A 12,339-nucleotide genomic window follows, 5' to 3' on the forward strand; every position below is an offset into this window, starting at 1 on the left:
TTGGAGGTTCGTTGCTTGTGGGAACTATAATCGAAAAAAGGAATGCGAGCAGCGCAGGTACGGTTGGGCACCTGCCACTAATTGACATCAGCGGTATCAGAAGCGCGGACAACAGGCGGCTTCGAGAAATCGCAGATGAAATCGGGAATGCCGCACGGGAAATCGGCTTCTTCAGAATTATCGGACATGGCATTGATCTCGATCTGGTCGAAAGGACATACCAGCAAGCCCAGCAGTTCTTTGCCCTGCCGGAGGCATTCAAACGCCGCTATTACATCGGCCTGAGCACGAACCACCGTGGGTATGTCCCCTTTACCGAGAAAGGCGATTATCCAGATGAAGTGAACCGCAGCTACGAGGCGTTCGACCTTGGGGTAGATCTGCCCCATGACGATCCTGACTATTTGGCAGGGAACCGCTTGCTGGGTCCGAACGTGTGGCCAGGTGTTGTTGGCTTCAAGCAGACTGTATCAGCCTATTACGCGCAAATTTCGGCGCTTGGTCGGATCATCAGCACCGCGCTGGAGCTGCACTTGGGACTGCCACCCGGTTCGATGACCGATCAAATGAGCAAACCCATCTCGCAGTTGCGTCTACTGCATTATGTGCGCCGCAATGCCGAGGTTGACACCAAGTCGGTCAACATGGGGGCGCACACCGATTATGAATGTCTCACCCTGCTACACACGCGGAACGCGGGCCTGCAGGTGATGACAGCCGAAGATGAATGGATCGATGTACCCGTCGATCGCCGCGTCTATGTCGTCAATATTGGCGATATGATGGAGGCATGGACCAACGGGCTCCTGCGCTCCACCCCGCACCGTGTTCTGAACCAGAGCCCAGAGCGGTTCTCGATGCCATATTTCGTTGCAGCGAACCATGGCACCGTGATTAGCCCTTTCCCCGAATTGGTCGGGCGTGGGGAAAAACCAAAGTACGCGCCCTTCAGGGCCGGGGATCATTTGGAGCGGATGCTGATCCGCGATTTTCCGTATTTAAGAAATCAAGTTCAGAAGGGTTCCACAGAAGGCAACCAGAACGTGGAAAATCCCTTCGAAAAGAGAATGAACGGGAGTTCAAATTAAAATATGCCAAGTTTGGATGCGATGATTGCTGTAGCCCTAGCGGGCTTGGCCCTAAGTGCGACTCCGGGTCCATCAATGCTCTATGTCTTGTCTCGCACGGTCGGCCAAAGCCGTGCCGCTGGTCTGGCCTCTGCGCTTGGCTTGTGTTTGGGCGGAATTGTTCTGGCGGTCGCCTCGGCCCTCGGGCTCGCGGCGGTGTTCCAACAGTCCGATTGGCTGGTCGCGGCCCTGCGCTACATCGGTTCGGCCTATCTGATCTGGTTGGGCTTGGACATGATCCGCAGCGCCAAAGCAGAGTCCCAAGTGACACTTGATGTCGACAGCGTTCAGAAAAGAAGCCTAGGCTCCATCATCTGGCAAGGTGTCGTCGTTGAGGTTCTAAACCCAAAGACGGTCTTGTTCTTTGCTCTGTTCTTGCCCCCGTTCATCCATGCGGGGGATGCTCAGGGCGCAGTGTCCAGCGTGACTTTGCAGTTGCTGGTCTTGGGGGCATTGGTCCCACTCACTGCGATTCCTTCGGATTTGGTCGTGGCTTACATGGGCGGCACGATGACACGCGTGCTGAACCGGCAAAAAGCGATGCGCGAACGGACCGCGTGGGCAGGGGGTCTGATCCTGATCGGGATCGCTCTGAACTTGCATCTACAACTTCTCTGACGCAATGAAACCAAACGCAGCGCTATAGCCCCAGATGGCAATAGCGCTGCGTTTTTCTTCGTTCAAACCGACAGCTCTGTAGCGCCGTAGGGCATGGCCTTTGTCCAATGCTCTGCAATCTCGGCAGCGCGGGTGAGCCAGATATTTTCCCGGTTCTCGGCGATATGTGCCAAAGCGCGCCGCAGGTGACGCAGACGGAAAGGCTGCCCGACAATGTAGGGATGCAAAGCGATCCCCATCACGAGGCTCTGACCTTCCGACTGCTCCAACATCTCGTCGAACGTGTCGATAATCATGTCGGCAAAGTCGCTGCCCGACTCCTTACGCGCCACGATGGCGGGGATATCATTCACTTCTTGCGGGTAGGGCACGCTCAGCAGCGGGCCAGCGCGCGTGGTCATCCAAATGGGCTGATCATCCATGCACCAATTGAGCGCATAACGATATCCAGCCTCGACTAAGAGATCTGGCGTAACATTGCTTTCGGCGATCCATGGGCTGAGCCAGCCCGATGGCGCCTCCCCTTCGGCCGCGCTCAGTATCCCGGTCGCTTCAGCAATCATCGCACGTTCTTCGTCCTCTGACATCGTGCTTTGGCGCTCGGAATTCGTGCGTCCGTGCCCCGCAATTTCATCCCCCCGAGCGCGAAAGGCCTCCATCAATGCAGGCGCATATCCATACATCGCGCTGTTGGCCAAAACCGTCGTCGGCATCCCGAGGTTGTCCAACAGCTCCAGCATCCGCCAGGCCCCGACGCGATTACCATAATCCCGCCATGCGTAATTCAGAACATCGGGCTGCGGACCACCTGGCGCCAGCTCTGCGCCAAGTCCTTCGCCAAACGCGAAATGTTCCAGATTTAGCCCGATATAGACCGCGAGCCGCTTGTCACCGGGCCATCGCACATCTGGCCTGTGCGTGATGGGCACGTAACCAAATCGCCCATGTCCTGCCAAACTCATAGAGGCGCCTCTGCCAAGCCAGCACCGTCAAGCAGAATCTCTGCACTGTCGTTCCAGATCTGAGTTTCCAAAATGAGCCCATCGCGGACGGTGAAAATGTCGATGTAGCGATTTGTCTCGAAGGGTGTGCCGTCTGGCCATTCGCCATAGAGATAGCCCGTGTTGAAGACCCGCACTTCTCCGGTCTCAGCATCCAATGCGGCATCTGTGCGCAAAAACCGCTTTTTCACCCACTTATAGCGCTTTGCGTTAAAGGCCGCAGACTCCGCCGGTGACGTAAAATGTCGCCCACCTGTGAAAATCATCTGAAAGTCAGGCGCTATGAATCGCGAGGCGCCTTCAGGATCAGGCACCATAGAAAGCTCAAGGTAGCGTTCGACAATGGCTTTCGCTGCACTTACCGGATCACTGGACACAATTGGCCTCCTATCGATTGCTCTGAAACTCCTCACCACATGTAAGAGAGCATTCAAAACCGCGACCAGAGCGTGTGATCAGAATACGCCAAAAGCGGCGCTATTTTTTCCAAACTGCCTTCTAAGTAGACGCTGCCCAACTAGCAACACAGGACCACTAGGGAAGTTACCAGCTGCCAGAAATCGGCAGCCACCGAGAACCACTTTCGAAAGGATGCACAAGGCAAAGGCACTTAATTAACAAAGTATTAGCCTGCCTTCCACAGGCATCGCTTTAACTCAACTGCAGGTATGGAGGGAAATCCGTCGGTGGCGGCAAAATTGCAGTGATCTTGAGCTGCGCGACAGTACGGTGGCACGCCTTTTCCAGATGCATGGTGAGCATACTCGTCGCTGCAGGCAAAGAGCCGGACAGCGCGAGTTCGACGACCCTGCCTAGTTCGACAATTGATTGGGTGTCTGGCGGCAAACCCAGCGAAAACAGTGCCGATTGGCAGGCTTCTAACGCGACTCGGTTGGTAGCAGCATACTCGGTCAGATCCTCGTTCGCCGAGGTAAGAACCGTCATTTCAAAGAAACGGCGTTCAAGGGCAAACCAACGTTCCGGCGTCAGGGGTGCGCCGGCCGGCAGATCACGCACCTCTTGCGCAAATGCATTCAGCTTGTCCACCGGCAGCTTTGCCGAAGTCAGGGCCGCGACCTCGAGGATACTGCGCAGTTCGTACTTATCCTTGATCCGCTGTGACGTCAGCGGTGCAACGGTCCAGCGGGATGTGCGGCTCTTTTGTACAAGCCCGCGTTCTTGCAGACGACCCAATACGTCGCGAATGATTGTGCGTGAAACGCCATACTCTTCGGCCATTTGGGCCTCTAGCACGCGATAGCGCCCGAACACGGGGCAGCGAGTCACATGATACGCGACTTCGTCATACACTCGCAGCCAGTTGGGCTTGCCCGACGACGCATCTAGGATTGAGGTATCAAGCTCCAGACTGCGCAGATCATCTCGCTTCACCTCTGCCGCAGGTCCCGCCACTAGAAATCCGCGGCCGCTGAACTTTCGGATCAATCCCTCGGTCTCGATCATTTCAAGAGCGCGCTTCACTGTTGCGCGCGACATTTCCAGCCGCTCGGACAGGGCACTCTCTTGCAGAACGAGCCCCTCATAGAGATGCCCCTCAGCAATATTGTGACGGATAAAATCGGCCGCCACCTCGAACAGAGCAGCGCGCTTGTCCTGTTCATCTGCTTGGGGCGCTTTCTCTTTCACTGCGGTCATTTGGTGTCGTCCTACTGCTCTGTCGACAGCATACGCGGCGGCCACTGGCAGTGGAAGGTACTTTTATCAGCATGCAAAAATCATTTCTATAGGAGCTAAGGTCAAGCGCACAGAAAAAGCGCAAAACTGCATTTCTTTACTTTAAAACAATAACTTGAAAATCTGTCCCGCCTGCATGCCAAGTATTATTTTTTGATTTTTGCATCATAAAAATCATTTTTTACTTTACGGCGAAGCGTGAATCGATGTTTGTATTTAAAAAATCGTTCAATGATAACGCAGGGGATAGATGTGCTGACGTTAACGCGGGTTGGCCGCAGGTATAGCGACACGGTCGCGCTGGATGGCGTAGATTTCACAGTGCCCGAAAACACCTACATGTCGCTACTTGGTGCATCGGGGTCGGGCAAGACGACGCTCCTTCGGTTGATCGCCGGTTTCGAGGAACCGGACGAAGGCGAGATTGCTATCCACGGCGAGCGGATCGACGGCAAACCCTCGCACCTGCGCGACATTGGATTTGTGTTCCAGAACTTTGCGCTGTTCCCACATTTGTCAGTTTCCGAAAACGTGGCCTTCGGCCTGCGCCACCGTGCACACGCGCCGCTGACCAACGAGACAGAGATCCGCGACCGGACAGAGGCCGCACTGAAACTGGTTGGGCTAGATGGCTTCGGCCATCGTGGCGTTTCGGCGATATCTGGCGGGCAACGGCAACGCGTTGCATTGGCACGGACACTGGTTTGCGAACCCCGCATCGTGCTGCTGGACGAGCCCCTTGGGGCGCTGGATGCCAATCTGCGCGCGCGGATGTGTGACGAACTCAAAGCCATCCGCGAACGTCTTGGCGTGAGCTTCCTGCACGTCACAGGCTCGGAAACCGAGGCTTTAACCATGGGCGACGAAGTTGCTGTACTGGCCCAAGGGCGCATCATGCAGGCTGACGCGCCCGACACGCTCTTTGGTGCGCCGCGCAATGCCGAGTCTGCGCGTCACCTGAATGCTTGGAACATCTTCGACGCCGCCCTCTGCGGCAATGCGTTCGGTCACGGCCAGATCGCGGTGCGCTTTGACCAGATGGATGTGACTGCGATCGGCAATGCCCCGGACGCCCGTCCTGCGCTGACGGCCACTTACCTGACCGGTGAATTCAATGGCCCAACGGCGCTGTCATTCTTCCGCGCCGAAGACGGCACGCTGCTGCAGATCGTAGATCACCTAAGCCAGCCACGCCTTCCCGATCTGGTCGAGGGCACCCGCTACGACCTTCACTTTGCATCCGATGCGGTGCGCCAATTCCACGGAGCCGCCTGATGTCCGCCATCTCGACGGAAAGCACCGTCCAGGCCACCCTATCCCCTGCTGAAATGCGCGAGAAGAAGGACCGTCGCCGCGCGATCACTCTGCTCACGCCCGGATTGCTCTGGATGACACTGTTTATGGTCCTGCCGATGGCGATGGTCATTTATGTGTCGTTCTGAACGCAAACTACGTTTTCGGTGAACTCCACACTGACCACCGCCAGCTGGGAACGTTTCCTAAGTTCCGCGACCTATCTCGGGGCGATCTGGACCACTCTGCGGATCTGGCTGATCGTGCTGATCGCGACGATTGTTGTCGGATATCCGGTCGCGCTGTTCATTGGCCTCTTTGTTCGGAACAAGACGCTTCAGACTGCGCTCCTCGTCGCCTGTGTCATCCCCTTCTGGACGTCATTCCTGATCCGCGTGATCGCGTGGCGTCCCATGCTGGGGACCGAAGGTGCGATCAATATGATCCTGATGAAGCTTGGCATCATTTCGGAGCCGCTGACGTTCCTGCTGTTCTCCGAATTTTCGGTACTGGTCGGCATGACCCAGATTTACTGCGTCTTCATGGTCGGACCGATCACCTTCATGCTAGGGCGTATCGACGTTTCGGTGATCGAAGCCGCTCGTGATTTGGGAGCGTCCTTTGGCACCATCTTCCGCCGGATTATCCTGCCGCTTTCGATGCCGGGGGTCATGGTCGGATCGATTTTTGTCTCGGTCATGGTGTTGGGGGAATTCGCAACCGCCGCATCCCTGTCGGGCCGCAAAACCAACCTCTTGGGCAACATTATCGTCAGCCAGGTCGGCTCCTTGAAATGGGCCTTTGCCGCTGTTGCTGGCGTCGTCCTCACCATCATCATCACCGCCGTGATCGCCCTCGCGCTGCGTCTGGTCGATCTGCGAAAGGAAATGTGAGCCATGGAATCCCGTCTCCTGCGCCCAACTCTGGCCGCGTACACCGCCATCTTCCTGCTGTTCCTCTATGGCCCGATGATCGTTCTTGCGATCCTGTCATTCCAGAGCATAGACGGCGGTCCGCAATTCCCGATCCGCGACTGGTCGATCTACTGGTACGAGCACCTGCTGGGGCTGGCCGAAACATCGCGCGTCTCGCAACTGCCCGTGGGCGATAGCCTGCTGCGCTCGATCGCACTGGCCTTTATGACCACAGTCGTTTCGACAACCCTAGGCGTCATGAGCGCCGAAGCCTTCCGCACACGGTTCAAAGGCTCGGGCCCTGCATTCTACCTGATCATTCTTGGCATGATGGTGCCTGGTGTACTGGTCGGCCTTGGCATGGCGCTCTTGTCGAACACGCTAGGGATAGCGCGGGCTTGGTGGGGCACATCCTTTGTCCTGCATGTGGTCTACACGTATCCCTTCGCCTTCCTCGTCATGCTGGCCATCTTCAATCGCTTTGATCGTACCGTCGAGGAAGCCTCGTTGTCCCTTGGCGTCAGCCCTGCGCAGACGTTCCGCCGCGTGACCTTTCCAATCATCTTTCCGGGGGTGCTCTCGGCAATGCTCTTCAGCTTCACGCTCAGCTATGACGAATTCGCCCGTACCCTGTTCACGGCTGGCCGCGACTTGACCCTGCCGCTGGCGATCTACGGCACCTTCTCGGTCGAGATTTACCCCAACATTTTTGCCTTTGGCGTGCTCACCGCGCTGTTTAGCTTCACTCTCTTGGTGATCTACGGCCTGCTGATGAAGCGCTTCACCGCCAAGGCCTCCCGCTTTAGTGGTCAGGAGGACGCGTGATGATAGCACTCGTCACAGGAGCAGGCAGCGGCATCGGAGCTGCCATCGCAGAACGCCTTGCCGCCGATGGACATGTGGTCGCTGTGAATGACCTATCGCTGGATGCCGCACAGGCGACGGTAGACCGGATCACCGCAGCGGGCGGCACAGCGACCCCCTATGCCGCCGACGTCAGCGACGAGATTGCCGTAAACAGCATGGTCGCCGCGATCAGAGCTGACCACGGAGCGCCGGAAATCTTGGTGAACAATGCAGGCTTTGGCCATCAGGCGTTATTCACAGACATTGAGCCCGCCATGTTTGACAAGATTTTCGCAGTTCATGTGCGCGGCAACTATTTGTGCACACGGGCGTGTTTGCCCGCGATGTTAGAGGCAGGGCAGGGGCACATCGTCAACATCGCCTCGCAACTCGGGCAGATCGGCGGGGTGGAGCTGGTCCACTACGCAGGGGCCAAGGCTGCCATCATCGGCATGACGAAATCACTGGCCCGCGAAGTTTCAGCCAAAGGCGTGCGCGTCAACGCCGTCGCTCCCGGTCCGATCAACACACCGCTGGTCGAAGCCCTATCCGAGGACTGGAAAGCTGCCAAGCGCGCCGATCTACCCTTGGGCCGCTTTGGCAGTCCGGCAGAGGTCGGCGGCGTCGTGTCTTTTCTCGTCTCTGACGATGCTGCGTTGTTCGTCGGGCAAACGCTCGGGCCGAATTCCGGCGACGTCATGCTCTGACCCCAGAAAATGAAAGTTTCCCAGATGAATAAGCGTATCGTTCTTATTACCGGCGCCGGTATTGGCATTGGCCGCGCTGCTGCCCTGACTTTTGGCGCGCAGGGGGATCATGTGATCGTCACCGACGTTCTAGACGACAAAGGCGCAGAAGTTGTCACCGAGATCCAAGCTGCTGGCGGCAGCGCCGAGTTCCACCACCTAGACGTCACCTCGACCGAGGCTGCAGATGCACTGGTTGGCGATCTGAATACCCGCTTCGGCGGCGTCGATGTGATCGTCGCGAATGCTGGTATCGCCCTGCGCGTCCCCATGTCGGAAATGACCGACGAGACGTGGCACAAGACGATGGACGTCGATCTCTACGGTATGCTCCGCGTCATTCGTCCCGCCTTGCCCGCGATGAAAGAGGGCGCGTCTATCATCTGCCTGTCTTCGATCATGGGCACGAGCTACGGCTGGGACGAACACGTCCACTACTCGACCGCCAAGTCCGGCGTCATCGGCCTGATCCGTGGTCTGGCCGTGGAATTCGCGGACAAAGGTATCCGCGTGAATGGTGTTGCGCCTGGTTACATCCGCACCGCGCAACTGCTGAACCCGGGCCACAGCCTTGGGCCGGACGCGGCAGAAATCGCGTCTCCTTACATCCCGATGAAACGGCTGGGTGAACCCGCCGAGATCGCGAATGTCATCAAATTTCTCGCCTCGGATGATGCCTCTTACCTCACGGGCCAGGTCATCACCGTGGATGGGGGTCTGACCCCCGGCCGCTACTGAGAATACCCGCGAGCGAGGGGCGCCAAACGTCCCCGCCTATTCCAACCTCAACGTCTATTTCCACCAACAGGGAACGAGTGAATGACTTTGACTTCTAATCGCCGCAGCTTCTTGAAATACGGCGCTGCCGCTGGGGCAGCTGCCCTCGGCTCGGGTCTGCATCCGTGGACCCGCATGGCCTATGCCCAGAACCTGAGCGAACAGGAACTGCGCACCACTGGCTTGTAGACTACCGTGCAGGACCGCATCCTTGAAATGTTCAAAGCCCAGACCGGCGTTGCGTCCACCTCTGGCACCCCGTCGACTTATCCCGACGCACAGACCAAGATCCTGTCGGGCTCTTCGGATTATGACTGCTGGGAAATCATTGGCGAGCGTCTGCCTGCCCTGATCGCAACCGATAACGTCGAAACCATCCCCGCTGCCGATCTGCCCAACTGGGCCTCGATCCGCGATACCTTTACCCAGACCAACCCCAAGTGGGACGCCCGCGCACAAATCTCGGGTCAAATCTGGGCTGATGAGGCGAAAACGCAGCTCTACATGGTGCCTGCCGTCTACAACTACGATTCGATCGGCTATAACCCCGAGCTTCTGTCCGACGAAGAAGCCAACACGTGGACTGCGCTCTTTGACGAGAAGTGGAAGGGCAAATCCGGCCTGAACGTCGACCCGCTGATCGCGATCGGTCAGGCGGTTCTGGCGATGAATTCGCTGGGTCTGCTAGAAGCCAAGAACCCCGGAAACCCGACCATGGCCGAGATCGACGAGGCCGCCAAATTCCTGATCTCCAAGAAGAAAGACGGCCAGTTCCGTGCGCTCTGGGGTGATTTCGGCGAGCTCGTGAACCTGATGGCGTCGGGCGAAATGGTGGTGTGTGATGCGTGGCAGCCCGCTGTCATGGCAGTCAAAGCGCAGGGCAAGCCCGCGAAATACGCCAACCCCAAAGAGGGCTACCGTGGTTGGGCCATCGGCCCGTCGATGCTCAAGGGGACGCCAAACCGCGAAGCCGTGATCGCCTATGCCAATTTCTGGCTGTCGGGCGAGCCGGGTATCGCCGTGACCGAGCAGGGTTACTATTCGCCCTCGACCAACATCAAAGCGGCCATGGACCCCGACAAGTACGCCTTCTGGTACGAAGGACAGCCGTGGAAAGGCGAGCCCGAGCGCGGCATCAATCCGGGCGACCTACGTGACGGCGGCTCGCTCGAAGAGCGCGCATCGAACGTGGCCTATTGGCACCAGTGGCCCGACGAATACGACCACCTCATCATGCGCTGGGACGAGTTCCTGAACGCCTGATCCCGCGGCGGGCGCCTTTCCTCATCCGGGCGCCCGCCCAACCCCCACGAATAACCTGAAAGTCGCGCGCCATGGTCTATGACCTCGAGCTGATTTCTGTCGGCAAAACCTATTCTGATGGCACTGTCGCCGTCTCTGACTTCGACCTCAAAGTGGAAAAGGGCGAGTTTGTCGCCTTTCTCGGGCCGTCGGGCTGCGGCAAGTCCACCACCCTGCGGATGATCGCGGGTTTCGAGGATATTACCAACGGCGAAGTCATGATGATGGGTCGCAACGTGACCCACGTGCCTCCTGAAAAGCGCCCGACCTCGATGATCTTTCAAAACTACGCGCTGTTCCCGCACATGAGCGTGCGCGAAAACGTGGCTTTTGGTCTGGATGTCAAAGGCACGCCCAAGGCCGAGCGTGACCGTAAAGTCGACCGCATCCTTGATATGTTCGACCTTGAACCTTTCGCCGATCGCAAGGCTGACAAGCTGTCCGGCGGCCAGCGCCAGCGCATCGCATTGGCCCGCGGCCTGGTGGTCGAACCCGAAATTCTGCTCTTGGATGAGCCGCTTGGCGCGCTGGACGCGAACCTGCGCCGCATCATCCAGAACGAGCTGAAACTGCTCCAACGCGAGCTTGGCATCACCTTTGTCTTTGTGACCCACGCGCAGTCAGAGGCTTTGGGCCTTTCGGACCGCGTCGTCGTGATGTCGAACGGCGTGGTCGAGCAAATTTCGCCACCACGCGAACTATATCGCCGCCCAGCCACCCCCTTTGTAGCGGACTTCATCGGCTCGAATACCGTGTTCGAAGGCACACCCAAGGGCACTGCTGGCTCAGGATTTGGGCAGATCGACACGCCTTACGGCATAATGACGGGCTTGGGGCAGGGGAACGAGACGCTCGCCGTTGTTCCGGCCGAGGCTTTCCGTATCGTCCCAATGGGGACCCCGAACGAAATCCTGCTCCACGGCACGCTGGCAGAACGTCAGCTGGTTGGTGCCGTTGGCCATTTGAAAATCCGTCTGCCCGGTGATCGCGACATTGCTGTCGAGGTCAGCGCAGACCGTCCAGAGGTGCGGACTTTGACACCCGGTGCACCTGTCACGCTCGGCGTTGATCCAGCGTCTGTCACCCTCATTCACGCTTAATACCCCAACAGGAGACTACCCCAATGGCAAAAGAAATTCTCGTCGGTTTCGGGATTGATGTGGACGCCGTCGCCGGCTGGCTCGGCTCGTACGGCGGCGAGGACAGCCCGGACGACATCTCGCGCGGCATGTTCGCAGGCGAGGTTGGGTCCATGCGTCTGCTGGACCTATTCGACAAGCTGGACATCAAGACAACTTGGTTTATCCCCGGCCACTCGGCAGAGACCTTCCCAGAGCAGATGAAAGAGGTGGCCAAGCGCGGCCACGAGATCGGCATCCACGGCTACAGCCACGAAAACCCGATCGCCATGACCCCCGAGCAGGAAGAAGCTGTTCTGGACAAGTGTATTGACCTGATCACCGATATCTCGGGCAAGCGTCCGACCGGCTACGTGGCGCCTTGGTGGGAGTTCTCGAACGTCACAAACGAACTTCTGCTGAAAAAGGGCATCAAGTACGACCACTCGCTGATGCACAAAGATTTCGAACCCTACCGCGTACGGGTTGGCGACAGCTGGACCAAGATCGACTACGCGGCCAAGCCCGAAGACTGGATGAAGCCTCTGGTCCGCGGCGAGGAAACCGACCTGATCGAGATCCCCGCGAACTGGTATCTTGATGACCTGCCGCCGATGATGTTCATCAAGAAATCGCCGAACTCCCATGGCTTTGTGAACCCCCGCGACATCGAACAGATGTGGCAGGATCAGTTCGATTGGGTCTACGAGAACATGGACTACGCGGTCTTCCCGATCACCATTCACCCCGACGTATCGGGTCGCCCACAAGTGCTGATGATGCTGGAGCGTCTGTTCAAGCACATGGCATCACACGAGGGCGTAAAGTTTGTCACCATGGACGAGATGGCTGACAACTACGACAAGAAGTTCCCGCGGGGCTAATGTCTTGTCGTAGGTTTG

The 12,339-nt window shown here is 57.9% G+C and carries 15 protein-coding genes; 12 read left to right on the forward strand and 3 right to left on the reverse strand.

Annotated elements, in window-relative coordinates:
* The first annotated feature begins 17 nt into the window (after positions 1–17).
* Positions 18–1,088: an isopenicillin N synthase family dioxygenase gene (locus BM225_RS15465; RefSeq protein WP_245780509.1), complete on the forward strand. Its 1,071-nt coding sequence runs from the start codon at positions 18–20 to the stop codon at positions 1,086–1,088.
* 3 nt (positions 1,089–1,091) lie between these two features.
* Positions 1,092–1,745: a LysE family translocator gene (locus tag BM225_RS15470; protein ID WP_092464861.1), complete on the forward strand. Its 654-nt coding sequence runs from the start codon at positions 1,092–1,094 to the stop codon at positions 1,743–1,745.
* Between the two features lie 62 nt (positions 1,746–1,807).
* Here BM225_RS15470 and BM225_RS15475 read toward each other — a convergent pair whose 3' ends face one another.
* The 3 genes from BM225_RS15475 to BM225_RS15485 all read right to left on the reverse strand — a co-directional run bounded on the left by BM225_RS15475 (position 1,808) and on the right by BM225_RS15485 (position 4,402).
* On the reverse strand, positions 1,808–2,707 hold the full coding sequence (locus BM225_RS15475) for a polysaccharide deacetylase family protein (RefSeq protein WP_092464862.1): 900 nt from the start codon (positions 2,705–2,707) through the stop codon (positions 1,808–1,810).
* A complete protein-coding gene (locus tag BM225_RS15480; protein ID WP_245780510.1) occupies positions 2,704–3,123 on the reverse strand; it encodes a nuclear transport factor 2 family protein in 420 nt (139 codons plus the stop codon). The genes BM225_RS15475 and BM225_RS15480 overlap by 4 nt, the downstream gene beginning before the upstream one ends.
* A gap of 274 nt (positions 3,124–3,397) precedes the next feature.
* Positions 3,398–4,402, reverse strand: a complete 1,005-nt coding sequence (locus BM225_RS15485; protein WP_092464863.1) for a GntR family transcriptional regulator — start codon at positions 4,400–4,402, stop codon at positions 3,398–3,400.
* Between the two features lie 291 nt (positions 4,403–4,693).
* Between BM225_RS15485 and BM225_RS15490 the strand changes: the two genes are divergently transcribed.
* The 10 genes from BM225_RS15490 (at position 4,694) to BM225_RS15525 (ending at position 12,321) form a co-directional block, all read left to right on the forward strand.
* Entirely contained in the window at positions 4,694–5,716 is a 1,023-nt protein-coding gene (locus BM225_RS15490; RefSeq protein WP_245780511.1) for an ABC transporter ATP-binding protein, read from the forward strand.
* Positions 5,716–5,883 (forward strand): hypothetical protein, encoded by a 168-nt coding sequence (locus BM225_RS22180; RefSeq protein ID WP_245780512.1) that lies wholly within the window; start codon positions 5,716–5,718, stop codon positions 5,881–5,883. The genes BM225_RS15490 and BM225_RS22180 overlap by 1 nt, the downstream gene beginning before the upstream one ends.
* Positions 5,884–5,901: 18 nt before the next feature.
* The gene (locus tag BM225_RS15495; protein WP_245780513.1) at positions 5,902–6,627 is read left to right on the forward strand and encodes an ABC transporter permease; all 726 of its coding nucleotides are present in this window, start codon (positions 5,902–5,904) and stop codon (positions 6,625–6,627) included.
* A 3-nt stretch (positions 6,628–6,630) separates the two neighbouring features.
* Positions 6,631–7,473, forward strand: coding sequence for an ABC transporter permease (locus BM225_RS15500; RefSeq protein ID WP_092464865.1), 843 nt, complete (start codon positions 6,631–6,633; stop codon positions 7,471–7,473).
* The gene (locus BM225_RS15505; protein ID WP_092464866.1) at positions 7,473–8,201 is read left to right on the forward strand and encodes an SDR family NAD(P)-dependent oxidoreductase; all 729 of its coding nucleotides are present in this window, start codon (positions 7,473–7,475) and stop codon (positions 8,199–8,201) included. The genes BM225_RS15500 and BM225_RS15505 overlap by 1 nt, the downstream gene beginning before the upstream one ends.
* A gap of 24 nt (positions 8,202–8,225) precedes the next feature.
* Positions 8,226–8,978: an SDR family NAD(P)-dependent oxidoreductase gene (locus BM225_RS15510; RefSeq protein ID WP_092464867.1), complete on the forward strand. Its 753-nt coding sequence runs from the start codon at positions 8,226–8,228 to the stop codon at positions 8,976–8,978.
* A gap of 81 nt (positions 8,979–9,059) precedes the next feature.
* Positions 9,060–9,206 carry a twin-arginine translocation signal domain-containing protein gene (locus BM225_RS22185; protein WP_245780514.1) on the forward strand — a complete coding sequence of 49 codons (147 nt, stop codon included), beginning with the start codon at positions 9,060–9,062 and terminating at the stop codon, positions 9,204–9,206.
* 6 nt (positions 9,207–9,212) lie between these two features.
* Positions 9,213–10,280, forward strand: coding sequence for an ABC transporter substrate-binding protein (locus BM225_RS15515; protein WP_245780515.1), 1,068 nt, complete (start codon positions 9,213–9,215; stop codon positions 10,278–10,280).
* Positions 10,281–10,351: 71 nt separating this feature from the next.
* Positions 10,352–11,419, forward strand: coding sequence for an ABC transporter ATP-binding protein (locus tag BM225_RS15520; RefSeq protein WP_072703679.1), 1,068 nt, complete (start codon positions 10,352–10,354; stop codon positions 11,417–11,419).
* A gap of 23 nt (positions 11,420–11,442) precedes the next feature.
* Positions 11,443–12,321, forward strand: a complete 879-nt coding sequence (locus BM225_RS15525; protein ID WP_072703676.1) for a polysaccharide deacetylase family protein — start codon at positions 11,443–11,445, stop codon at positions 12,319–12,321.
* The last annotated feature ends 18 nt before the right edge of the window (positions 12,322–12,339 follow it).

Origin of the sequence: Donghicola eburneus (assembly GCF_900115865.1) — a bacterium.
GTDB lineage: Bacteria > Pseudomonadota > Alphaproteobacteria > Rhodobacterales > Rhodobacteraceae > Donghicola > Donghicola eburneus.